The 24,009-nt window shown below is 60.7% G+C and carries 16 protein-coding genes and 1 pseudogene; 9 read left to right on the forward strand and 8 right to left on the reverse strand.

Annotation, left to right across the window (positions count from 1 at the left end):
• Positions 1-96: pseudogene (locus EDF56_RS25075) on the forward strand (IS5/IS1182 family transposase); the annotation flags it as partial.
• Positions 97-135: 39 nt separating this feature from the next.
• Here EDF56_RS25075 and EDF56_RS25080 read toward each other — a convergent pair.
• Both EDF56_RS25080 and EDF56_RS25085 read right to left on the reverse strand, forming a co-directional pair.
• On the reverse strand, positions 136-618 hold the full coding sequence (locus tag EDF56_RS25080; RefSeq protein WP_165912385.1) for a hypothetical protein: 483 nt from the start codon (positions 616-618) through the stop codon (positions 136-138).
• 322 nt (positions 619-940) lie between these two features.
• Positions 941-2,212, reverse strand: a complete 1,272-nt coding sequence (locus EDF56_RS25085) for a DUF1214 domain-containing protein (RefSeq protein WP_132392797.1) — start codon at positions 2,210-2,212, stop codon at positions 941-943.
• 717 nt (positions 2,213-2,929) lie between these two features.
• Here EDF56_RS25085 and EDF56_RS25095 point away from each other — a divergent pair.
• From EDF56_RS25095 to EDF56_RS25105, 3 genes are all read left to right on the forward strand, one after another.
• A complete protein-coding gene (locus EDF56_RS25095) occupies positions 2,930-3,583 on the forward strand; it encodes a peroxiredoxin (RefSeq protein ID WP_132392801.1) in 654 nt (217 codons plus the stop codon).
• 27 nt (positions 3,584-3,610) lie between these two features.
• Complete coding sequence (locus EDF56_RS25100; RefSeq protein WP_132392803.1) at positions 3,611-4,336, forward strand: glutathione binding-like protein; 726 nt, start codon at positions 3,611-3,613, stop codon at positions 4,334-4,336.
• Positions 4,337-4,411: 75 nt separating this feature from the next.
• Positions 4,412-6,811, forward strand: a complete 2,400-nt coding sequence (locus EDF56_RS25105; protein ID WP_132392805.1) for a TonB-dependent receptor — start codon at positions 4,412-4,414, stop codon at positions 6,809-6,811.
• Positions 6,812-7,585: 774 nt separating this feature from the next.
• Here the strand turns inward: EDF56_RS25105 and EDF56_RS25110 are convergent.
• Positions 7,586-9,100, reverse strand: a complete 1,515-nt coding sequence (locus tag EDF56_RS25110; RefSeq protein ID WP_132392807.1) for a polysaccharide biosynthesis C-terminal domain-containing protein — start codon at positions 9,098-9,100, stop codon at positions 7,586-7,588.
• 125 nt (positions 9,101-9,225) lie between these two features.
• On the opposite strand from EDF56_RS25110, the gene EDF56_RS25115 reads away from it, so the two are divergent.
• Positions 9,226-10,815, forward strand: coding sequence for a CoA transferase (locus EDF56_RS25115; RefSeq protein ID WP_132392809.1), 1,590 nt, complete (start codon positions 9,226-9,228; stop codon positions 10,813-10,815).
• Positions 10,816-12,177, forward strand: coding sequence for a carbohydrate porin (locus EDF56_RS25120; protein ID WP_132392811.1), 1,362 nt, complete (start codon positions 10,816-10,818; stop codon positions 12,175-12,177).
• A 460-nt stretch (positions 12,178-12,637) separates the two neighbouring features.
• Here the strand turns inward: EDF56_RS25120 and EDF56_RS25125 are convergent, their stop codons facing one another.
• From EDF56_RS25125 to EDF56_RS25135, 3 genes are read right to left on the reverse strand one after another with little or no spacing between them, the layout of a single operon-like run.
• Positions 12,638-14,218 (reverse strand): serine hydrolase domain-containing protein, encoded by a 1,581-nt coding sequence (locus tag EDF56_RS25125; RefSeq protein ID WP_132392813.1) that lies wholly within the window; start codon positions 14,216-14,218, stop codon positions 12,638-12,640.
• 42 nt (positions 14,219-14,260) lie between these two features.
• A complete protein-coding gene (locus EDF56_RS25130; RefSeq protein WP_165912386.1) occupies positions 14,261-15,565 on the reverse strand; it encodes an MFS transporter in 1,305 nt (434 codons plus the stop codon).
• A 60-nt stretch (positions 15,566-15,625) separates the two neighbouring features.
• Entirely contained in the window at positions 15,626-17,830 is a 2,205-nt protein-coding gene (locus tag EDF56_RS25135) for a TonB-dependent receptor (RefSeq protein ID WP_165912387.1), read from the reverse strand.
• Positions 17,831-17,845: 15 nt separating this feature from the next.
• Here EDF56_RS25135 and EDF56_RS26175 point away from each other — a divergent pair, with 15 nt between their 5' ends.
• Positions 17,846-18,229: a hypothetical protein gene (locus EDF56_RS26175; RefSeq protein WP_165912388.1), complete on the forward strand. Its 384-nt coding sequence runs from the start codon at positions 17,846-17,848 to the stop codon at positions 18,227-18,229.
• Here the strand turns inward: EDF56_RS26175 and EDF56_RS25140 are convergent.
• Together EDF56_RS25140 and EDF56_RS25145 are read right to left on the reverse strand one after the other, a co-directional pair.
• Positions 18,217-18,963 (reverse strand): XRE family transcriptional regulator, encoded by a 747-nt coding sequence (locus EDF56_RS25140; protein ID WP_132392819.1) that lies wholly within the window; start codon positions 18,961-18,963, stop codon positions 18,217-18,219. The genes EDF56_RS26175 and EDF56_RS25140 overlap by 13 nt on opposite strands.
• A 52-nt stretch (positions 18,964-19,015) precedes the next feature.
• Entirely contained in the window at positions 19,016-19,996 is a 981-nt protein-coding gene (locus tag EDF56_RS25145; protein ID WP_132392821.1) for a dipeptide epimerase, read from the reverse strand.
• Between the two features lie 444 nt (positions 19,997-20,440).
• Here EDF56_RS25145 and EDF56_RS25150 point away from each other — a divergent pair, with 444 nt between their 5' ends.
• Together EDF56_RS25150 and EDF56_RS25155 are read left to right on the forward strand one after the other, a co-directional pair.
• A complete protein-coding gene (locus EDF56_RS25150; RefSeq protein ID WP_207905097.1) occupies positions 20,441-23,023 on the forward strand; it encodes a TonB-dependent receptor in 2,583 nt (860 codons plus the stop codon).
• 428 nt (positions 23,024-23,451) lie between these two features.
• Positions 23,452-24,006: an SLATT domain-containing protein gene (locus tag EDF56_RS25155; protein WP_132392823.1), complete on the forward strand. Its 555-nt coding sequence runs from the start codon at positions 23,452-23,454 to the stop codon at positions 24,004-24,006.
• The last annotated feature ends 3 nt before the right edge of the window (positions 24,007-24,009 follow it).

Raw genomic sequence — 24,009 nt, forward strand, 5'->3', positions numbered from 1 at the left:
GCAACCCGCTACGACAAACTGGCCGAGAACTTCCTTGCCATGGTTCAACTCGCTTCAATACGGCTGTGGCTTCGCGTTTATGAGTCTACAGCCTAATCGAGCCGGTTGTATTTGGGCCCTTGCCGTCGATTCACATCACTGAAGATCAGTTCGTTCTCCCGTTTTGGATAGCTCAGAGGAAAAGAGAGGCGAGCGGTCAATCCGTATGACCTTACCGTTCTCCAGCGTGAGCGTTTCGGTGAGATAATAGGCGCAGCAGTCGCCAGGGATGCCGCCGTGCAATCCGAAATTGCTGACACGCTCTATCAGCATCACTTGTGGGCGAAACTTGCCATCCGTCGTTGTCGCGCCCTCATAAACGTTCACGACAGTAACGCTGAAAACCTTATTATCGAAAGCCTCGTGTATTTCATGAAGCCAAGACTCACGGTTGAGAACCTCGTTCGCCTCCGCTTTATGTCCCACGAAATTGTCGGCCAGAACGTGATCGTAGCCAGCAAAATCCTTACTCGTCATCGCTGCGATTATCGCTTGAACCGCATTGATCGTATCAGGCAACGGCGGCGGCGGTGGGACGGCGGCAGCCGGACAAGCGAATACTAAAATTGCCGCTGCCATGAGCCTGATTTTGGGCATTCGATTTTGACCTCCAAATTGCAGTAACGCAATGGAGCATATGAAACGCGTCGCACCAACCTCAGTAACGACAATTTGGTAGGAACGCGCCCACCCTAACTTACAGGGAGGTTCTTTCAGATTGGTTCGCAGGTTGAATCGCGGCGTGATCCGAGATCGGCCGTTCAGCATGCCAGGGTGCCGGCAAGAAATGCCTGCATCCCACCTTTCGGACGTGCCGCCTCAAAATTCCGCGAGCTGCAGGTGTTGGGAAAGCTTGTGGCATCCGTAAGGACCGGCCCGGGCGCCAAAGCTGGTGGGCAAGTTATGCCATTCGGATAAGCGGCGGCGGATAGAAAGTCCCGTCGGCAACACCGCCTTGTGGTCCATAAAAGCGAAATGTCAGACTCCAAGGCTTCCCCGCTCCCGTGGGCAACCAGTTGGCATTGGGGACTCCATCCGGCTTGGCAGGGCCGAAATATAAAGTGAGCGAACCGTCGCTGCTTTTAACAACGCCAGACTCCTTGTTGAGCAGATAGCGTTCGAGCGGATTGGGCAGCACGTGGCGAAACTGACGATCGACCGCAATTATCGACCAGAAGTACCGCGCGAATTTCTCCGGCAGCGCGTCCGCCGGAAACGTGAGCGAGTAGGTACCGCCGGCTTCCACCCAGCTCAGATTCTTGTCCAAGGCCCCGCGGTAATAGACTACCTCGTCCATTACGTTTGCCCAAATGCCACCATAGTTGACGGTCGTACGGGTCAACCAATCCGTGCCCCAGTGCCCGCAACAACTTTCCCGCGCCCACCCGTTTCGAATCCAGCCCCGCCCGATATAAGGCGCAGCGGCTGCAAAGTCCGCCTGCGCTTTCGTTCGAATTACCCGGTCGACTTCAGCCCGGCGTTCGGGATCGGCAATCTCACTCACGATGGCGCGAACTTTCGCCTGCATGTCGTCCAGTGGGCTGAGATCCTTTTCCTGCATGGCAAGCTCGGCGGACTCGAACGCTTCGACGCCAGGTAAATGCGCCATGTCGAACATCACGGTACGGGGGATTTCAGGTGCCTGCGGGTTTCCCTGGATCTCGAATTTGAACTGGTGTTGCAGGGCTATGGCATCATCCCAGTTTGCCCCAAGTTCGACGCGAAGCAGCACGCGCATGGTTTTCGCCGGCACATCCACGCGCATGGCGCCGCTAGGGACTTCGACGTCGCTTCCCTGGAAGCAAATGGCGAACAGCCCATTCGGATGGTCGGGGTAGCAACGTTCGTTGAGGTTGGCCAGCGTTTCGCCCCATCCATTGATGAACTCCACTGTATAGTACCGGCCGGTGATCCTGGGCACGGTCACGAGCAGCGTGCTCGCTTCGTCGATCGTTACCCATGCTTCGGAATAGGCGACGTCGAGGTTGGGGTTGGGCCAGTCGACCTGGCCCGGCTTGCGGTGGAGCAATTCGTTCCAGACAAACCCTTCCTCGTCAAAATCGACTTGCTGCTGCCTGGTAATCAACAGCCGCCCGAGCAAATAGATATAGGCATCACCGACGGCCGAATCCGGTAGAAATTTTGAGGCTGGATTGGATTGCGCTGAGGCCATGAGATTGCCATCCTCTTGAGAGACCGCCCTCGACGATCGGACGCATGACGTTCTGCGGGATCGAGGTCTGCATGGTCGAGTCTAGTTCGACAATGTAGCCGTGGCGATCAGGAGAAACCCGAGGTCGGCGCGGCTTCATTCCTAGGGCGGGGGTGTTGCTTCGCTGAAATGCGGCAAGCTCACAAATTGGGCGATTTGCCCCTTAAGACGCCGGAATCGCCTCAGCTTTCGGGGTTGGCGATGGTTGGGTCGAGTGGGAGTTAAGCCGACAGATCGGTCCGGCGGTCGGTAAATCCTTTCCCGGGCCCCGATATCAGAGACGATGACCGGTTTGCGTGCATATGCTTTTGCATACGTTATGCGGAACGCCGCTTGCAGCTGCCTTCTCTTTCGTCTCGGACATTTCCTTCCTGATGCTGGGCGTTGAATTGAAGCGGAGCGAACTGCACTCTGTCCGGTTCGGCGACGTGTTTTCCCAGTAGCGAAGAACGATCGCTTGCCCTTACCGAAGCAAATCTTGTGATTGACTCGAATTCTCTATCAAATAAGTTGAGAATGCAACGGCCGCCCCGATGCGTGAGATGTTCTCACTGCCGGGCGAACAGCAAACGCCGGGACGACAGCGTCAGGCACTCCCCCTTCCCCTCCGATTAGCGCGGGCCCGCGTGGCACGCGGAGCGGTCCGCCTTCAGGTATCCAGACAAAAGGAGTGATTTCATGTCCCTCAAGCTCTTCGATACAGTTCCCGATTTCTCGCAGGATTCGACCGAAGGCCGCATTGATTTTCATGACTGGGCGGGTGCGGACTGGGTGGTGTTGTTCTCGCATCCCAAGGATTTTACGCCGGTCTGCACCACCGAACTGGGCACCGTTGCCCGTCTAAAACCCGAGTTTGACCGCCGCGGCGTCAAGGTTCTGGGTCTTTCGGTCGATCCGGTGGAGAGCCATCACGACTGGGCGCAAGACATTGCGCAAACGCAGGGCACCGCGCTCAACTTTCCGCTGATCGCCGATCATGATCGCAAGGTTTCCACCCTGCTCGACCTGATCCATCCGGGCGCCTCCGACACGACCACGGTGCGCACCGTGCTGGTGATCGATCCGGCGAAGAAGCTGCGCCTGACGCTGACCTATCCCGCGTCCACCGGCCGCAATTTCGAGGAAATCCTGCGGACGATCGACAGCCTTCAACTGACCGACCGCCATAAGGTGGCGACGCCCGCCGACTGGCGGCAGGGCGAGGACGTGATCATCGTCCCCTCTCTGGACGATGCCGCGGCGGCGGCAATTTTTCCGCAGGGTTGGACGACCGTGAAGCCGTACCTGCGGCTCGTCCCCCAGCCGGAAACCGAAACGGCACCCGAGGCCTGATCTCTCAGCTACGAAAGGGTCGGTACGATGATCGATCTCTATTACTGGACCACGCCGAACGGTCACAAGATCACGATCTTTCTGGAAGAGACCGGGCTGCCCTATCGCATTACCCCGGTGAATATCGGCAAGGGTGAGCAGTTCCTGCCCTATTTCCTGGCAATCGCGCCGAACAACCGCATCCCCGCGATCGTCGATGACGATCCCGTCGATGGCGGCCCGCCGCTGGCCGTTTTCGAATCCGGCGCGATCCTCCAATACTTGGCGGAGAAGACCGGAGAATTCCTCTCCACCAACCCACGCGAGCGTAGCGAGGCGGTGCAATGGACGTTCTGGCAGATGGGCGGTCTTGGGCCGATGGCTGGTCAGAACAACCATTTCCGCTACGCCGCGCCGGAGCAGATTCCCTACGCAATCGAGCGCTACACGCGCGAGACGAACCGCCTGTTCGGCGTACTCGACAAGCGGCTGGCGGACCGCCCGTTCCTGGCCGGCTACGACTATTCGATCGCGGACATGGCTAGCTATCCGTGGATCGTGCCGTGGCAACGCCTTGGCCAATCGCTGGACGATTTTCCGAACCTGCAGCGCTGGTTCGAAGCGATCGCGCTCCGCCCCGCAACGCAGCGAGCCTACGATCTGGTCGCCGAGGTAAATCCCGATTCCGGAGCCCCGCTCAGCGAAAAAGCCCGCCGGATCCTGTTCGGCCAGACGGCAGACAGCGTGACGCCCGCCGACGCCGCATCTCCATAGCAATCTCCAAACAGGACAACACGCAAAGTCGCCATGCTGAGGGCAGCGCGACGATAACAATCTCTCACAGGGAGCATGAACTTGAAACGTACCGTCAGCATTCTGGCGGCGAGCACTGCGCTCGTCGCCATCCAGGCTCCGGCCTGGGCACAATCCCCCGATGAAGCGCCTGCCAACCAAAGCGCGCAAACGCCGCAATCCGAAATCGTCATCACCGGCACGCGTACACAAGGCCGCTCGCGCCTCGATTCTGCCTCGCCCATCGATGTCCTGAGCGGCATCAGCCTGCGCAGGCAGGGCACCACCGAACTGGGCGCAGCACTGGCGGCAATCGCCCCGTCCATCGACTTTCCCCGCCCCTCGGCCGTGGACGGCACCGACGCCATTCGCCCGGCAACGTTGCGCGGCCTTTCGCCCGACGCGACGCTGGTTCTGATCAACGGAGTGCGCGGCCACACGGCGGCCCTCCTCAACACCAATGGCTCTATCGGGCGCGGCTCGGCAGCAGTCGACCTCAATACAATTCCCACCGTCGCGCTGGAAACTGTCGAAGTCCTGCGTGACGGCGCTTCCGCCCAATACGGTTCCGACGCCATTGCCGGTGTCATCAACCTGCGTCTGCGGCAGGCGCGATCGGGCGGCGGCGCCAGCGTGACTTACGGCATCTACGACACCGACATCGACACGGCGCGCGGCAGTCGCAGCGTCACCGGCGAACGCGCGATCACCGCGTCGGCGTGGCAGGGCATGGGCTTTGGCGAAGACGGATACCTCACGCTCTCCGGAGAATACGTGAACCGCGATCCCACCAACCGGGCCGACTTCGATCCGCGCGTTACGCCCAGCCGCGTCACCGGGCGCTTTGGCGATCCGGCCGTCGAACAATACAGCCTCTGGGCCAATGCCGGCAGCTCGATCGGCGATAACTGGAAACTCTACGGCTGGTTCGGCTACCAGCACCGTGAGAGCGAAAGCGCGGCCTTCCCCCGCCTTGCCAGTGCGGCCACGGCTGTTTCGGGGATCTATCCCGACGGCTTCCTGCCGCTCATCAACACCCGCTCGAAAGATCTCAACTCGGCGCTGGGGCTGAAGGGCGATCTGGGCGGCTGGAACGTCGACGTCAACGTCAGCTACGGGCGCAACCGGATCGATTTCAGCACGCTCAATTCCGCCAACTACAGCTATGGCAATGCATCTCAGACCGATTTCTACGACGGCGCGCTGATTTACGATCAACTCGTCGGCGGCGTGGACGTCTCACGCAAGTTCGACGTTTTCCAGTCGCTGAACGTGGCCTTCGGCGTCGAAGCGCGGCGGGAAGGCTTCGAGATCAAGGCAGGCGAACCCAGCTCCTACAACTATGCCGACAATCCGGCCGCCGGCGCGGCACCTGGTGCGCAGGGCTTCCTCGGCTTTGCGCCGCTCAATGCGGTGGACAGGCATCGCGGCAACCAGAGCATCTACCTCGATCTCGAAGCCCAAGTGACCGACAAGCTGCTGGTCGGCCTTGCTGGACGCGGCGAGCACTATTCGGACTTCGGCTCGACGGGGACCGGCAAGCTCTCGCTACGCTATGATTTCAGCCCCGCTTTCGCCATTCGCGGCACCGCTTCCACTGGGTTTCGCGCGCCTTCACTCCAGCAGCAGTACTTCACCTCGGTTTCCTCGGTGGTGCAGAACGGCATACCGATCCTGACCGGCACATATCCTTCCACCAGCGATGTCGCGGTTGCGCTGGGCGGCAAGGAACTCCAGCCCGAGAAATCGACCAACCTCTCGGCGGGATTCGTGGTGCGCAGCGGCGGTTTCGACCTGACCGTCGATGGCTACCGCATCCACATTCGCGACCAGCTGGGCCTGTCGGAAAACATCCAGGCCAGCTTCAGCCCGCAAGTCGCCCAACTGCTGGCACCCTTCAACGTCTCGGCCGCGCGGTTCTTCATCAATGGCCTCGCCTCGACCGCAAAGGGCATCGATGCGGTGGCGCACTACCGCCTGCACGCGGGCGAGCATACGTTCGATCTCACATTGGCCGGCAACGTCAACGATGTGAAGGTAACCAAGGTGCCCACCTCCACATCGGTGCTGGACCCAGCGCCCACTCTCTTCGCCCGCAGCCGCATCCTCACCATCGAGGAGGGCACGCCGAGCGAGAAGGTAGCGGGTACTGTTGACTGGTCGCACGGCGCACTGGGTGCCACGTTGCGGGCGACCTATTACGGCGACGTGCTCCAGCCCGGTACCACCGCTTCGGCGGATTACCGTACTGGATCGCACACGATCACCGACCTCGAACTGCGTTATCAGCCCGCCAAGGGCGCGCAATTGGCGATCGGCGCCAGCAACCTGTTCGACGTCTATCCGCGCGAAGTTCCCGCCGCGCTCAACACCACCGGCGTTGTCGGCTTCCCCTACTATTCGCCCTTCGGCTTCAACGGCCGCTACCTCTACGTGCGCGCTGGTTTGAACTGGTAATCGTTCCGGTCGCGAGAGGCGCAGGCGCCCGCCTCTCGCGACAGAAAGGCAGCTTGTAAGGCACAACTGGCCGTGAAGAAACTGACAGGTCCTGCGCATCCGCTTTGAAACAGCCGCCATTCGTTGACCGCCACCGCTCGGGCTTTCCGAAGGGCTGACGACGCCTCTGCTAAGTCATTTGTCGGTTAAGGCAGCCCAAAGCTATAACAGCCTGTTTTTGGCATTGGCAGCGACAACTAACATTCAGCCCTGAAGACGACAGTGAGCTAGGAATAGCTGATAGGCTGATATCGCCAGGTAGTGTCACGATGCTGCTAACGGGCTGGTGCGATGAGGACAAACGCTCGCGTTGCTCCGCGCTAATCGCACCCGTTCGTTATGCGCGTTTAGAATGCAAACCCAGCTCCCACCTGCCAGGTTTTCAGAAGAATTGTTTCGTTTCTCCTTGCTTCGATCGCGAATGGCTCCGCGCGAAGGACGATTTCACCACTTGTCAATCGCGGGACGTTCATTGTCGCTACGCCTGCTAAAGGCGGCTTATGACTGGTGGTCTTGACCGCCCTTACGACGTGGATGTTGGGTATCGATGCCGAATAGCAAACCGTGGCCGCAAGCTCTCTACGGCCACGGCGCTGCTTCGAAAAACTGTCACTGGTCGTGTGGGAATCAGGGGCCGATCTATCCAGAAGTGCACAATCAAAATTTGTCGCCATGCGATCTCTGTTCGAGCGCGAGATTGCCGTCGACCATCCTGCTTTCAACGATGTGTGGCAGTTATGCGCCCGTTTCGGACTGGCTACGTATGGTAAGATTCTTCCGGACGTCTATCAGTTCGCGATGGGCCATCAGGGCAGACACGCCATATAGGCCGCATGTTGCCACCGCGTGGGCAAGCGCCGCTCCGGTAGCGCCAAGGCACGGTACCAGCAGCAACAGCAACAGAAACTGGCCAAAACCCGCCGCCGTCACGATGACGTATGTCACGCGGTTGCGCTTGCGCGCCTTCAGGTACGTCGGCGCCAGCGAGAGGATGACGCTGAACGCCGTCGACACGGCAAGGATCCTGAAGGCATTCGCGCCCTCCCTGGCAAAGATCGCGCCGTAAGGGCTCAGAATTCGCTCCGGATACGCGAGGGCCGCGCAGATGAACACCCCTACGAGCGGACCAAGCATGAGGATGCGCTGTCGGCGCGCGCGGTTCAGCCCGTCGAAATCGCGGCGGTTGAGGCGTAGCGCCAACTCGCGGCCATAGGCTCGGTTGGTCGCCGCCGCGAGGATGGACGCCAAAGCCGCCGTTCCCGCCGCTGCCGCATAGGCACCCACGGCAACAGCCGAAGGCTGAAGCAGGTCGAGCGCAATTACGCCGCTCTGCCCCAGCAGCGCCAGCGCCAGTCGGTAGACCAGAAATGGTCGCGCCCCGGCGCGCCAGACCTCCGGTTCCGCGATCGGCGTGACCCGTCGCAATGCTCCTGGCGCGGCCCGGCCAATGGCGCGCACCATGAGGGCAAGCGCGATTGCCCAAGAAACGCCCCAGCATGCCACCGCGACCGTGCCGCCAATCGGAACCCTAAGAAGCACCAACGCGGAAATCAGGGCGAGCGTAAGCCCCGGCACGAACAACTTGAAGATCGTCAGCGCCCGAACCGGCCTCCCCATGGCACTAAGCACCTCGACGGCATAGTGCATCGATGCGCCTGCGGGCAGGGACAGGCCGGTCGCGATCAAGGCAAGGCGAACCGCATCGCCGGAATTGCGAAACCAGCCGCTCCACAGGGCAAGCAGTACCCCGGTGACTATCGCGGTCAGGATGGTGCGCCGCGCGCCGAAGCGCACGAAGCCCTTCGCAAGGCCCCATTCGCCGCGCTCCAGCAGGACCGGAAGCTGTACCAGCGTATATTTTTCGGTCCCGCGCGCAGCGAAGGTCGCGAGCAGGACGAACGCCGCGGAGGCGACGACATAGGCCTCAAACTCCTGAAAGCTGAGCCGTCGTGCTAGCAGGACGGAAAGTCCGTAGCCGATCGCCTGTCCCGCAACGGCAACTGCGATCAGTGGGGTCAACCTCGTGCGTGCCTCAAGCGTCTCGCTCACGATAATTCCCGTAATCATTGGACGATTTTCAATCGCCGATTTTCGACTCGGATATCCTTTTGACGCGTGTTCCCTGGACCAATTGGTGCGCGTTTTCCTGCCCATTTGCGTCGGCGTTTGGCTTCGCTCGGCAGACATTCCGCAGGCAAAAATTTCCAAAAATCTTTCACAACAAAAGGTTATGACATTGAGGGCCACCATCCAATTAGCTTGTAGAGTGCATTAGTAGTCACTTGACGATTTATTCGAATGTGTTCAAATTGATCAACAACGACCTCAAATGCCTTTAACCACAAATACTTGGCTTGTGCTTGAGGAGGTTAATCATGCCAGCTTCAGATAGCGTGTCTCGCCGTGATGTACTCCAGATCGGCGGGATGGCTGCCGCCGGGGCAATCGTGTCTTCGGGCATATCGTCGTCGGCATCGGCGGCTGACAGTTTTGACATCAACCGCACTTTCGCAAGCTTCATGCACGAGATTGGCAGCAGCGCCACGGACGGCGGTGGCAAGGTCACGTTTACCGGCGCGGATCCGATTGTCCGTAGTCATTTCCGGGTTGGGGCCTGCATGGCAATACCGGCGATGGGCGCAGGGGTGGGGGCGGCAGCCATCTGGCGCGAGCGGACCGGGCAGGGACAGGACCTGACCGTCGATCTGCGCGAATCCGTTTACAACGTGAACCCGCTGATCGGCGCGATCCTGCTGATGGCGCAGCGCGAGGGCACCGTTCCCGCCGCCGATCCGATCCCGCGCGATTTCGTGATCCCCACGGTCAACGGCCTGATGTTGCAGGCGCCGGTCGGCCTGGGCAATCCGATGACTTTCGTGCCGTTCGAAACGAAGGACGGCCGTTTCTTCAATGTTACCGGCGCTTACCCGCACCTCAACGAGCGAGCGCTCCAAACGCTCAAGTGTCCTCCCGGACGGGACAATATCGTCAAGGCCTTCAAGCAAGTGAACGCCTTCGAATTCGAGGATGAACTGAACGCGGCGGGCGGCGTCGGTGTTGTGCACCGCACCCGCGCGGAATGGCTCGCTCATCCCGAAGGGCAGGCCCTCGCACAGGCCCCGCTTGTCGAGATCGTCAAGATCGCGGACAGCGCCCCGGTTCCGTGGGCGCCCCATCCGGCACAGCCGCTGTCGGGCGTGCGGGTGATGTCCAACACCCATGTCATCGCCGGGACCTGTTCGTCGCGCACGCTGGCCGAGTATGGCGCGCAAGTCCTGCACATCGCCCGGGACCAGTCGTTCGAGCATGAAGCGCTGGTGATCGACGTGAACGTAGGCATGCGCTCGGCCTTCGTCGATCTCAGGAATCCCGACCAGAACAAGAGAATGAAAGGCCTGATCCCGCAGGCCGACGTGTTCGTGGAGAACTTCCGTCTGGGGACGCTGGACCGGCTCGGTTTCGGACCGCAGGAGCTGGCCGACGGGCACCGGGGCATCATCTATCTTTCGTGTAACGCCAACAGCATGACCGGGCCCTGGGCAAAGCGCGGCGGGTTCGACATGGAGGGGCTCTCGGTATCGGGCTTCACCATCGAGGAGGGCGGAGGCGGCCCGCCGCGTTTCCCGCCGACGCTGGTGATGAACGACTACATCGCCGGATATCTAGGCGCTTGCGGCGTGATCGCGGCGCTGCGGCGGCGCGCGAAGGAGGGCGGCAGCTATCATGTCCGGGTAAGCCTGACCCGCGCGGCGATGTGGTATGCCAGCCTCGGCCGTTTTGACGACCGCCAGTTCGATCTGACCGGGCCCGACAACCGCCTGATCTCGCCGGAAATCCTCGTGGCGCAAACGCCTTACGGCGAAGTCCGCCGTCTCGGGCCGCAAGTAAAACTCAGCAAGACGCCCGGCCGGTGGCGCACCCCTCTGGTGGCCGTGCGCGGAAGCGACACGGTAGCGTGGGCGTGAATGCGTACCGCCCTGCTGATCGCCGCAGCCGGTCTGTCCGGCGCGTCGCCCGCCCTGGCGCAGGAGAGCAATCCTCCCGCGCCGGCTCAGGAACAGGCCGCTCCGCCTGATCAATCCATAGCGCCTTTTCCGAATTTGCTGGATACGACGCTTTCAGTCGAAGGGGATATCCGGGACGATGAGAGCCCAGTGAGCACCATTACCAACGCGACGCCGTCGGTCTCCCCGTGGGTCGCGTTCAAGCAGCGGTTCGAGGCGCGAACCGGCATCAGCTTCGGCGGTTCGTACGGGATTCTGGCGCAGAATTATACCGACAGCCTTGTGGGCGAAGATACCACGGCGGGGCACAAGTTCACATTCAATGCCTCGGCTGCGTTGCTGAACCGCGGCGAGCCCAACGCGCTGCATTTCGACATTGCCGTTGAAGACAGGCGTCCGATTTTCGGTTCCGATCTGGCGCCGCTGATGGGCGGTCTGCTGGCCGGGTCCGGCGTGCCGACGGCTGCCACTTGGGGTGATTTCTCCCTGGGTATCACCCAGGCCTACATCCGGCAGACGGTATTGGACGGGAGGCTTCAATATACGGTCGGCAAGATCTTCGCGCCGAATTTCGTGAACGCCTATCCGTTCTTCGACGATAACCGGCAATTCCTGAACCTGATGTTCTCCACGAGCCCGACGATTGCCGTGCCTTTGCGCGGCGCGGGGTTCGTGGTCGCCGGGTATCCGGGCAGCGGGAAGCTGGGTGATTTCTATGTGAAAGCAGGGATGTTTACAGCAAATTCCAGCGATACGGGCTGGACCGTCGATGATTTCTTCAACCGAAACGAGCATTTCTATTTTCTGGAACTCGGCTCCTCCAGCTTTGCCCGTCGTCCAGCCCCTATCCACGCGCGCGGCCCGATGGACCGCAACAATATCCACGTGACGGTATGGTACCGCGATGCGCTGGAACCGCGTGGCCCCGGAGACATTACCCGGCCTCAAAAGAAAGCCTATGGCGTTGCATTCAACGTCAATCAGATGATGGGTCAGAACGTGATGTGGTTCTTCCGCGGGGGCCTCGGTACCGGCGGATTTGCCGAGGTCAATTTCACGGGAGGGTTTGGATACAGGCCCAGTTCGCGGACGGGTGATCTATTGGGATTTGGGGTCGGATGGTCCAAGCCGGATGATGCGCAAATCCCGGTTCAACTGCCTTTCAACTTGCGGGATCAGGTCACGTCGGAGGTCTTCTACCGACTTGCGTTGACGTCCTACCTTGCACTGACGCCGGACTATCAATTCCTCTACCACCCGAGCTTGAACCCGACCGTCGATACGATATCCGTGTTCAGCATAAGGGCGCGACTGTCCTTCTAGAGAGTGAGTTGCTGGTCACTTTCAAAGCCGCGCTAACGCGCCTCATGTTCGGTAACGCGCGTTCACATTGACACGGGCATCTTCACTCTCGCCGGCGATTCTAATACGAATTGGATATTTTCCGTTCCGTGCGCGGAATATTGAACGACGCTGGCTTTGGCGGAGGCCTTAAAGCGGTGGAACGGCTGTCTAGGCCGGGGATGTCGTCCAGCGAGTTTTGGCCAATCTTTGGAGGCAGCCAATCTGCTCCATGGAAAGGGCCGCCGACAAACCAGCCATTAGCGAGGTCTAGTCTCCTCCGCAAAGCCTGCCTTTCGTTAATGCGTCAGCCTATGAGCTGTCTGCCCTTGTCAGCTTATGAGCGGTCCGCCCTTGCCGCCACACCAGTTGCAAGTCTAGCAAGGCTAGGTGGATTGGAAGGAGGAGCGCGGGACACCACACTCCTCCTTCCGCCCCCGGCTCATCGCGGACGGGTGAAGCGCATCCCCTTCATCCGCCCGGCCGCGAACTCGAAACCGCGGCGATCGTCGGCGAAAGTCACGATGCCGCCCAGCATTCCGAACGGCCCGAAAGAGGCCGCTTTCCATATCTTGTCGGTAACGGGCGACAGCCGGTACTCCGCCCGACCGTGGCGGCCCTCGATCCTCAGGCGATAGTCCTCGCCCGCTTCGACGATCCATGCGGTTGCCGCTACCGAGATGGCCTCAAAGTGTCCCACCCGATCCCCTAGGCGCGCGCCCGGTTTTGGGGTAACCGGCACGAGCCGGTCTTCATTGCCGAAATCGGTGAAGACCAGGGAGTTTCCATCCCGCTTCGCCGACTGGCGAATGAAGGACATGATTTCCGGGAGCCGCAGGTTACCGCCCTCGTCCGCAGTCACAGGCAAACCGGGTGCGCCATCTATCCCCATCAGCTGCATCTCCCCATGGGCTTGCAACTCGATCACGCGGCCATCGGCGGCGGACACGAAGACACAGTCCACTTTTTCGAAAGGTACTTCGATCACCGGATCCAGGCCTTCAACGCAGACATCGATGATCCGGTTGGCAAGATCGGCAGCATTCACATCGGCACGGTTCACGGCGATCGAGATATCGAGCCTGGCGGCGGGCACCTTGATCATCTGCGAATTGCCGGCGACCACGCCGCCTGCGTGGCTGATCGTTTCGACACCGCGATAGTTCCCGATGACCAGCCCCAGGCCGTAACCCGTGGACGTGCCGTTCGCCAGTCGATGGGGCTCTTTCAGGAGTCGCCAGCTGTCGGCGGATCCGACATGGGGGGCGTCCATATGCCTCAGCCAACGCAACATATCGTCCATGGTCGAAACCACGCCGCCGGCTCCACTCACTTCCGACCCCATGTAGTCGCGCGTGAAGCGGCCGTCGGCAGCGCGGAAATGCAGCGCGGCACTGTTGGAAACGAAACCGTCGTCCCACCGCCGAAGGATCGTGTCGTACATCCCGATCGGTTCGAATATACGTTTGCGCAAAACGGTATCGAGCGTCTCGCCAGTGATCCGCTCAATCGCGGCGGTCAGCAGGACATAGCCGCCGTTGTTGTAGCTCCAACTCGTTTCCGGCGCGAAATCTACGTCCTCGATAGCCTGATAATAAGCCAGGAGATCGGCATCAGTGACTTTCGTGGGCGCGCCATTCGTCAGCATCGACACCGTCATGGCATCGCGAATGCCGGACGTATGCCCCATCAACTGGCGCATCGTGACGCGCCCGCTCGCCTCGTTGATTTCGTCGAGGTGCTGGCCGACCGGATCGTCGAGCGAAGCACGCCCCTCCTCACACAAGAGAAGATAGGCAAGCGCCGTGAAATGCTTGGTCGTCGATCCGATGCGCATGCGCATGGCCGGGCCGAGAACCACCGGCAATTCCATATGGGCCAGCCCGAAGCCGCGGCGATAGACGGGTACACCGTCCATCGCGATGCCGACCGCCGCCCCCGGCTGGCTGCACTGATCGACCTGCGCGAAGATCGCATCGATCAGGGCTTCATCGAAGTGCGTTGTAACGGTTCCTTGGATCATCTGTCCTGTCCCTGATACGAGGTTGCGGACGCGGCACCGCGCCTAAACGGCGGCAGGCACTGCTTCCGCCGAGAATTCCGTTCTGCGAGAGGCCCACCAGAAACACGCCGAGGCCATCAGGGCAAAGGGAGCGCCAACCGCTGCCATGCCATAGCCCAGCATCGCATCTCCGCCGAACCCCGCGCTTGCCATAGCGACAAGCGGCGCCGCAAAGGCACCGCCCAACGAGACGGTCACCACATAGCAGCCCATTACGACGCCGCGTAACTCGTTCGGGATTCTGAAGCTGATGGCGACCATCGGAATGGTGATCGCGATAGCGAAGGCAACCGTAAAGCAGATCGCTGCCATGGCAAACCAGAGGAGATCCGGCATCATCGCAACGAAGGAAGCCGGAGCACATGCGGCGGCAGCGAAAGCGGCCGGTCTCATGACGCCGCCCTGCCCTTCGCGACGGCGAAAATATTCGCTCAATCGGCCGCCCGCGACCATTCCAGCCAGCACCGAAATCAGCGAAACCGCGCCGAACCATCCCGCAAAATCGCCGGGTTGCTGCCCATAAATTCGCGTGAGTGCCGGCGCCATCCAACTCACCACCCCGGTCGACATGCCCGAGAGGAAAGTCGTTCCGGCAAGCAAGGGAACAAGAAAACCCCGGTAAGCCCACAGCTCCCGAATGTTGCCGCCACCCTCTTGCCGGACTTCCATGCGACGGGGTTCGCGCAGCGACAGGATAGCAGGAATGAGCAATAACCCTGCAGCCGCAAAGCCCAGCGATACCAGCCGCCACGGAGTAAGTCCGAAAAGCAGCCGAGATCCACCGATAGTCAATTGGGTCAGCGCGCCCAAACCGAAACCACCGACGAATATCGCCCCGGCCTGACCGACCCCCTGGCCGATCCCGTAGGAGGTCGTCGCCATCGCCCGTCGCTCCGGCGCGAAGTAGTCGGCAAGCAAGGACATGGCGGTCGGCAAGGTGATGGCGTTGGCGATCCCGAGCACGGCCTTGCTGGCAACCAGCAGCCACACGCCCTCCGAAAGAGCCGTGAGCAGCAGGCCAAAGCACCAGAGCAGCATCGCGGCGGCCATCATCCGGACCCTGTTCGCACGATCCGCCAGCAGCCCCATCGGAATGCAGAACAGCGCATAGGCACCATAAAGCACCGTCGTATTGGCAAGCCCTACTTCGATGTCCGTCAATCCAAGCTCATGTTTGATCGGTTCGACCAGAAGCGAGATCACGTAGATATCCATGGCCGTGAAAAAGGCTATGGCGACGATGATGGCCTGCGAACGGCGCGCCCGTGCTAGGCTGGGGTAGGCAGTCTGGCTGGATTCCGCGGACATGCACGTTTCCTCGAAAGGCTCGCGGTTGGGGGCTTTCGGCAGCATTCTTGCGATTGCGCCCTAGAAGTGCGAACTCAGCTGCAGGCCGATGGTGCGTGGCCGCAGGATCAGGACCTGCGCGGGGCCGCCCAGTTGCGACAGAACCGTCTGCGCTGCCAGCTGGCCCCGCGTATCGAACAGGTTGCGCACATAGATTTGCGCATCGACCGGCCCGAGCGACATGCTGGCGCGCAGATCGACGGTCACATAATCCGGCACATCATACTGCCGCAACGCCGGGCTGGCGTCGAAACTGGCCGTGCTGTCCGAAGCGAAGCGCAGTGTCGCGCCCAGCCCCGGCTTCAGGTCGCTGTTCGGCAGTACATAGTCGGCATTGAGCGCAGCCGTGAAATGCGGTGTGTTGGGCAGGCGCTCTCCCTTCCGGGCGCCGAGCAGCGGCACGTCCTGCGTCAGATAACCATCGTTGTATGCAAAATTCGCCGTTGCAGCGAAGCCCGGCCCCGGGCGTGCGGTCAGGGCCAGTTCGGCGCCTTTGATATGTGCGCCCGGCCCGTTGGTGAAATTGCTGACGCCGGCAACCGGGCTGAGAAGCTGGATATCCTTCCAGTCGATATAATAGCCCGACAGATCGAGGCCGAAGGTGTGATCGGCAGTCTCCGCCTTGATGCCCAGTTCGTAACTCGCCAGCGAATCTGAATCGTACGTCGCGGCCGAGGGTTCGTTGGTTGCAGGGTCGATCACGCGGTAGTTCGGGCCGCCCGGGCGGTAGCCGGTGGCGAAACGGGCATAGGCCGTCACGTTGCGGCTGAATCGATAGCGCGCGTTGGCAAGATAGGTGACGACGCTTTCACTGGACGTCGACCCCGGCGCAGAAACGACGAAGATGCCCGAGGCGTTTTGTGTGAATTTCTGCCGGTTGTGCGCATAACGGATACCGCCGCTGACATCGAAGGCATCGGTCAGGTGCCAGGTTACGTTTCCGAAGGCGGCATATTCCTCATACGTACTGTCGATCTCGGCGGTTACCGCGTTCACTTGCGGCATCGGCACAAGGCCCGCGCCATAAGTATCGGCAACCTGCTGCAACAGGCTCTTTTCATGGGTGTAGAACCCGCCGATCAACCATTCGAAGGTGCGGCCCGTTGGCGACGACAGACGGATTTCCTGCGCAAACTTGCGCGTCCTCGCCAGTTCGTTGATCGCCACGGCTTCGGCGGGAATATTGGCCAGTATCTGAAGATAAGGCGCGTAGACTGCCGATCCATCGGTCGACGCGTAAGTCTTGTTCTCTTGATAACTGGTCACCGACGTCAGCGATGCGTCGCCAAAATCGTAATCGACGGTCGCGCTGCCAAGGCGGAAGTTTGACCGGAAGGGCTCATCCAGCGGGTGCGCCTGATCGACATATCCGGCAACCGGCACGCCATCGAGGCCGATATTGGCATAACTGCCGCCTTCGCGCCGGATATTCTGCGCGAAGCCGGTAAGCCGGATCGAAAGATCTTCCACCGGCGTGAACAGGGCATCGAGCCGGCCGCCATAGACCTTGCCGCGATCGACATTCTTCTCGCCGGTGACGACATTGTCGAAGTAGCCGCCGTCGCGCGAATAGTAGCCGCTGGCCCGTACTGCCGCTCTATCGGTTGCGAGAGGAGCATTGACCACCGCAGATGCGTCGTAACTGGTCCCGCCGTGCGCCGTCGCCGAGATACCGGCCTGCGCCTTTGCCTCGAATTCGGTCAACGAGGGCTTGGCCATCACATACTTGAGAACGCCGCCCATCGAACTGGCGCCATAAAGCGTGCCCTGCGGTCCGCGCAGCACCTCGACACGGTCGATGTCGAAAAGCCCGACATCGAGCGCACGGCGCGGGCCGTTGGCGAATGCCGAACTCGAACCATAGGGCACCTCGTCGACATAGATGCCGACCGTCGACGAGACGTCCGCACCGCTGGTGACGCCGCGCATGCTGATCTGCGATGTGCCTGCACCCTGCGAAGTATATTGAAGCCCGGGAACCGTATTGGCAAAATCGACAAACTGCCTCGCGGCGATCCGCGACATGTCATCCGACGAAAGCGCAGTGATCGATTGAGGTGTATCGATCAGGCGTTCGGCGCGCTTTTGCGCTGTAACGACGATTTCGCCCGGATATCCGCCGCTGGATGCAGCATCGGCGTCCTGCGCGGTTGCAGAAGGGATGTAGGAAAGCGCCGTGCCGGCGGCGAGCAGAAAGCGCAGTTTGCCTCTCGGAAATGTCCTCATGCGAATACCCCTTGTTTGGCGTTTGGCGAGCACGGCGGACTCCGCCGCATTTCGATCGGCGTTGGCGCCTTCAGCGCGGAAGGGTTCGGGAAGGCGGGAACGGTGGGCCGAGTCTGCGCAGCCGAACCACATTGCTGCCCGCAATCCGACACCCCGCTCAATGCCGATGAGGCTGCGAAAACGGTCATCACAGCCGAAGCGCGCATCGGCCATGCCTGCCTTGCCGACCTTGAAGCCCCATTGCGCCGTCATGCGCCTACCCTGTCCACATATTTTGCACTAACTGCAATATATGTTTCAAAATTGCAGTTCAAGCAAATTATGTGGACGAGCTACGACCATTCGTGCGCAGCGCTATTGTTCGGGATTTGGGGGTGGGGGGAAAGTCAGGCGGCCTGAAGCGCCGCCCAACTTTCGGGCGTGAAAACCTGCGTTTCGAACACCCCTTGGTCCGCGTCGGGGCCGTGATAATAAGTCACCAGCAGCTCGGCTGGAGGACCATGCGCAGCGACGGTGCTGTGCCACATGGAACCATCCATGAAGAGGGCATCGCCGGTTTCCAGAACGAGCGGCGCATGCCCCTCGCAATATATCAGCACGTCGCCACGCAACACGTAGATGATCTTCTCGCCAGGATGGCGCACGAATTCGGATTCCCAGATACTGATCGATTCGATCGCCACCTGCATGCAATCCAGCGCACGACTGCTGTCCGGCTCGAACAGATGCTTCAGATTGAGTTCGCGATAGCTGCTTGCCTTGCTACCACGCGTCCGCTCACGATCGACGGCAAGACGTCGATAACTGACCCTGCGCGGACTCCTGCCAGCCCCAATGACTCCGCCATCGCTGCCAACCCCAAAGCCGCCCCCACCATCGTGATCCGGGGCCGGCTTACGGGCGATCAGATCCTCGGGCGCGATTTCAAGCGCCTTGGCAAGTAGCTCTACCTTCTCGATCGTCAAGCCGAGCTGGGTATTCTCGATCCGCGAAAGCGACGACACCGATATGCCAGTCAGTTCGGATAGACGTTCCAGCGTCATTTTCCGGCGCTTTCGAAGTGTACGCAGCAAAGCGCCGATCGTGCCCGGCATGTCGCCCACCTGCATGTGCCCGTCTTTGACGATGTCCATGTGTGCCTGTTAATCCCTGCCTCAGGGCTTGGCTAGATCGGACCGTCGGCAATCAGCCCCACAGTTCGGCGGTAAAGCGATGCAGGCGCCGACCATCGTGGTGCACCCCGGCATCGGCGCGGTCCTTGACGATAAGCGGCACGTCGAGGTCGACGACCTCGCAAAGCGAGGCGATCACATAAGCAGGCGCCATCGCCAGCCCAGAACCCAGCATGCACCCCACCATCAAACGAAACCCCCTTGCCTGCGAAGCTGCGGCCAACGCCAAACCCTCGGTAAGACCGCCGGTCTTGTCCAGCTTGATGTTGACGTAATCATACCGGCCGACGAACCGATCCAGGTCGGTGCGGTCGTGGCAGGATTCGTCCGCGCACAGGCTGACGGCATGGTTGTACTCGTCAAGCAGATGATCGTCCTGCGGTGGCAGCGGCTGCTCGATCATGAACACCCCCGCATCGGCAAGGCGCGGAGAAAGCAAGTTGAGGCGCTCAAGGGTCCATCCGGCATTGACGTCCACGAACAGCGGCACTTCGGGCAGCACCGAACGAACTGCTGCAACGCATTCCAGATCGGCTTCGCCGCCTAGTTTCAGCTTGATCATCGATGCATCGCGAAGCGTCGCCGCGAATTTGGCGGTAGCTTCGGGCGACATAATGCCGATGGTGACATCCGACGTGATCGTGCCCGGGGCACGCAATCCGGCGACATCCCACACAGAGCGCCCCGATCTCTTCGCCTCCAGATCCCACAGGGCACAATCGAGCGCGTTTCGTGCCGACCGCGCCGGCATAGCGCCCTGCAGGGTAAGTCGATCCAGCTCGCCGCTCGCCAGTCGAGGGGCGATCGCCTCGATTTCGGCCAATGTCGAGTCTGCGTCCTGGCCGTAGATGCCCATTGGACAGCATTCGCCACGCCCGATCACATCGCCGTCGGAAACTTCAACCTCAACCACATCCAACCCGGAAATCGTCCCGAAGGCGACCCGGAATGGTTGTTCAAGAGCAATAAACCTCTTGCGCACTGAAACCTTCATCGGCGCTTCCCTCCGCAATTTTGCATTATAAGCAATATTGCTGCTAATTTTGCATTTCAAGCAAAATTAGCAGCAACGGAGAGTTCGGCCTGAGCTTGGCCGATGCCACAGCGATGGGATGGAGGTTGCATTGCATGAAGGCCGACAGAGCGGCCGTGACCACGTCAAGCGCCTTCTCCCAAACCGGCCCTTCGTTAATGCGTCAGGCTATCGCTGGCAGTCAAAAGTCACCTGTCGAGCCGGGATGTATAGCAGCACGACATGGCCAATCGGCATGGTCTCATCGCGATCAGGTCGGCTTGTGCGCACACAATGCAAGATTTCACTACTTTTGCCTGTGAAATCAAACTGCAATCAAAGTTAAGTCAAACCGCCACAGCGCTTGGCTACCGACCGTGCCGTGCGGTGAACCCACCGCTGACAAGGTTCGGGGAAAACAATCGCATGACGGCAATTCGATCGGCGGCCAAGGCCCCGCGCTGGGCTATGCTCGCTGGCACCGCGCTTACTCTGTGCTCCGCGACGCAAGCGATGGCCAGCGAGGTCGTTGCGGACGAAGCTGCTTCTGTCGATGCCAATCCCGCCGACGGCAGCAACTCGATCATCGTCACCGGAGCTAAGACGACCCGTTCGGCCACGGCGCTCTCCGATGTCGAAATCCAGAAAATTCTGCCTGGCGTTTCCCCCCTGAAGGCGATCCAGACCCTGCCTGGTGTTCTCTACATCACGGCCGATCCCTGGGGGAATAACGAACAGAACGCGCAGATGTTCATCCATGGCTTTGCCAGTAACCAACTCGGCTACACCATGGACGGCATCCCTCTGGGCGATCAAAGTTATGGCAACTACAACGGCCTTTCGCCGCAGCGCGCCGTCATTTCGGAGAACGTGGGGCGCGTTGTCGTGGCCACCGGTGCCGGTGACCTGGGGACGCCTTCGAACAGCAACCTTGGCGGTACCGTGGAAACCTTCTCCTCCGATCCGCAGAAAGAATTGGGCGTTCGCGCTGCCCAGACCTTCGGCAGCTACAGCGCATCGCGCACGTATCTGCGCATCGATAGCGGCGACATCGGCGGCGGGAACTCGGCCTATATCTCTGGCGTACGTCAGAGAGCGCGCGCCTGGGATTTCGACGGTATCCAGAAGGGCTGGCAGGCCAACGCAAAGTTCGTGCATGACAGCGACGCCGGCAAGCTCACGCTCTATTTCGACTACAATGACATGACGCAGTCGAACGAGGACGCGACTGTCTTCTACAAGCCCTCCGCCGGCGGTACGGCCACGCCCGCCCAGCTCTTCACGCCTTACACCAAGCCCTTTTTCTATCCGGATTTCGATGGGTACCGCACGGACTACCTGACGCCGCTGGGCAACACGCCGGCAGCCGAAGGCAGCAACTATCGCAATTACTACTCGGACGCACAGCGTACCGACTATCTTGGTTACGCGCGTTACGATGCCCACCTAACCGACAAGATTGCCTGGTCGACCACGGGTTACTACCACCATAACGATGGTGCCGGCGTTGTCGCTGGACCGCTCGGCCAGTCGATCACCACGGCGCAGGCCTATCTCGATCCGAACTATGCAACCCTGCCCACCAATTGCCGCTTTAGCGCCAATGCCAATGGGATCCGCCCGTCCGCCTGCACCGCGCTGACCGCTGCGCAGGCGGCTGCCTCCGGTGCCGCGCTGGTGGCTGCTACTGGCGGTTCAGGCATGATCACCCGCACCACCGAATACCGCATCGATCGCGTCGGCGTGATTTCGGCAGCAAGCGTTGAGCTGGGCAACCACAAGATCGAATTCGGTGGCTGGTTCGAACACAACAGTACCACGCAATGGCGCCGCTGGTATGCCGTGCCGGTTTCCGATCCTTCGCTGAGCACTCCCTACATCCGCCCCCGTGACGTCATGGAGCCGCTGTTCACACAGTATCAGGGCGAAGCGCGGATCAAGCAACTGCAACTCCATATCCAGGACACCTGGCAGGTAACCGACCAGTTGCTCGTCCAGGGCGGCGTCAAGACCAGCGCCCAGTGGGCGAACGGGTGGTTCCCGGTCCAGCCGCGCGTCGGCTCGCTGGGCGGCACGACGGCGCTTCCCGAAGGCAAGATCAACACCAAGAACTGGTTCCTGCCCGCCTTCGGCGCGACCTATGACTTCAATGGGCACGAGCAGGTCTACTTCAACGTCCAGAAAAACCTGCGGCAGTATCAGGCCTATCTTGCGGGCGGTGGTGGTCCCTGGTTCACCGGCAGCCAGGCGGCATTCGACGCCTTCGCCGATGAGGGCAAGCCCGAGACGAGCTGGACGTACGAGGCGGGCGTACGCACCAACCGCACGTTTTCCAATGGCCTCGCGATCCAGGCGCAGATCAACTACTATCACGTCGATTTCAGCAACCGCCTGCTTGCCATCCCCACCAACCCGGGCGGGATCGCGGGAAGCGGGATCACAGGCGGCACTTCGACGCTAGTGAATGTCGGCGACGTCAAAACGAATGGCATCGATGCCGCGATTACGCTGAAGGTTGGGCGGATATTCTCGCTCTATAACGCCGTCTCATACAATCTCTCCAAATACCAGAACGACTACACGTCTACGGCGCTGGGCATCGGCGCGGCTACGGACACCTGCATCGGCGGCTACGTCGTCACCGGAGGCATCGTCCCGACTTGCGGCAAGCAATTGCCCGGTACGCCCAAGTGGATGAACAAGACGGTCGCGACGCTGGACGTGGGCCCGATCGAGGTACAAGCGATCGGTGATTACGTTGGCCGCCGCTTCGCCACATTCACCAACGATGCCAGCGTCGCCTCCTACTTCCTGACCTCGCTGCGCGCCGCGGGACGAGTGCCTGACGGTGTGTTGCCGCTGCAAAAGGTGGAGCTTGCTCTCAACGTGACCAACCTTACCGACAAAAAGGGTGTCTCGACGCTTTCGATCGGATCGGCCACGAACGGTTATTCGGCTTATCCAATCGCACCGCGCCAGTGGTTCCTGACACTGTCGGCAGCGTATTGAGCGTAGAGGTACCGAAAAGCGACGACCGGCAGCGCAGTCCTAATCTGCGCTGCCGCATCACCGAAAAGCCGGTATCGGGCAAACCCGCTTGAGGTTACCAACGGCCGCTTTGGAGCGCAGTAGCCGCCAAAGCCCTTCCTCGGTGTGGCTCAATTTTCGCCGACAGAGCCGCCGTTCAGTGCCCCATCAGGGCACCTTGGAAGCTGCCCTCCGTTCAGCGAGTTGCACGCAAGCGTGAACGGCAGTCATGTTGGACTTAGTGCTCCGACCGCTCTCGAGGAACCAGCGGAGACAAGCTGCCGTACAGAGGCACGGAAGGAGTTGCCGCCCGGGGCGGATGACAAATTTTGCCGTGATCAGAAAGTGAACAGATTTCGCGAGACGAACGGCATCCGGTTAGCTAGAATCCTCTGGATTGAGGGGGTTCCATGGTTGACTTCACCGTACTCGAGGATCAGGTTCGAGAATGTTTCGGTCGGTGCGTCTACACGCACAAAACTCATGAGAAAATGGCCGACCGCTGCGCCGACACGCTTCGCTGGTACAAAATGGCGCAGATCGCCACCTCGGTCATCAGTGCAGCCGGAGCTTCGTTGGCGGTCTTTCTCCCCGGCTGCGGGCTGAAAGTCGTCGCTGCCCTCTCTGCGATCGCGAGCGCTTGGATATCGATCTACATGAAGAGCTTCGATCCGGGCGGAACGGCGCAGAAGCACCGAGACGCGGCGGCGAGCATCTGGCCAATCCGGGAATCCTATCTCTCTCTGCTCACCGATTTGCGTATGAAGCGGATCACCGACGACGAGGGCGCGAAGCGGCGCGACGACCTTCAGGCAGAGCTCGCGGCAATCTATAAGGGCGCGCCGCAGACGAACGGAAAGGCCTATTCCGCCGCACAGACGGCCCTCAAGAAGTATGAGGACTATACCTTCTCCGACGCGGAGATCGACGCATTCGTTCCCGCTGGGCTGAAGAAGGGTAGTTGACGC

Origin of the sequence: Novosphingobium sp. PhB165, from assembly GCF_004341845.1 — a bacterium.
Lineage (GTDB): Bacteria > Pseudomonadota > Alphaproteobacteria > Sphingomonadales > Sphingomonadaceae > Novosphingobium.

Bases quoted from the DNA above. Each gene is read 5' to 3' on its own strand.
- EDF56_RS25080 (WP_165912385.1), bottom strand. From the start codon at position 618: ATGGCAGCGGCAATTTTAGTATTCGCTTGTCCGGCTGCCGCCGTCCCA.
- EDF56_RS25085 (WP_132392797.1), bottom strand. From the start codon at position 2,212: ATGGCCTCAGCGCAATCCAATCCAGCCTCAAAATTTCTACCGGATTCG.
- EDF56_RS25095 (WP_132392801.1), top strand. From the start codon at position 2,930: ATGTCCCTCAAGCTCTTCGATACAGTTCCCGATTTCTCGCAGGATTCG.
- EDF56_RS25100 (WP_132392803.1), top strand. From the start codon at position 3,611: ATGATCGATCTCTATTACTGGACCACGCCGAACGGTCACAAGATCACG.
- EDF56_RS25105 (WP_132392805.1), top strand. From the start codon at position 4,412: ATGAACTTGAAACGTACCGTCAGCATTCTGGCGGCGAGCACTGCGCTC.
- EDF56_RS25110 (WP_132392807.1), bottom strand. From the start codon at position 9,100: ATGGTGGCCCTCAATGTCATAACCTTTTGTTGTGAAAGATTTTTGGAA.
- EDF56_RS25115 (WP_132392809.1), top strand. From the start codon at position 9,226: ATGCCAGCTTCAGATAGCGTGTCTCGCCGTGATGTACTCCAGATCGGC.
- EDF56_RS25120 (WP_132392811.1), top strand. From the start codon at position 10,816: ATGCGTACCGCCCTGCTGATCGCCGCAGCCGGTCTGTCCGGCGCGTCG.
- EDF56_RS25125 (WP_132392813.1), bottom strand. From the start codon at position 14,218: ATGATCCAAGGAACCGTTACAACGCACTTCGATGAAGCCCTGATCGAT.
- EDF56_RS25130 (WP_165912386.1), bottom strand. From the start codon at position 15,565: ATGTCCGCGGAATCCAGCCAGACTGCCTACCCCAGCCTAGCACGGGCG.
- EDF56_RS25135 (WP_165912387.1), bottom strand. From the start codon at position 17,830: ATGAGGACATTTCCGAGAGGCAAACTGCGCTTTCTGCTCGCCGCCGGC.
- EDF56_RS25140 (WP_132392819.1), bottom strand. From the start codon at position 18,963: ATGGACATCGTCAAAGACGGGCACATGCAGGTGGGCGACATGCCGGGC.
- EDF56_RS25145 (WP_132392821.1), bottom strand. From the start codon at position 19,996: ATGAAGGTTTCAGTGCGCAAGAGGTTTATTGCTCTTGAACAACCATTC.
- EDF56_RS25150 (WP_207905097.1), top strand. From the start codon at position 20,441: ATGACGGCAATTCGATCGGCGGCCAAGGCCCCGCGCTGGGCTATGCTC.
- EDF56_RS25155 (WP_132392823.1), top strand. From the start codon at position 23,452: ATGGTTGACTTCACCGTACTCGAGGATCAGGTTCGAGAATGTTTCGGT.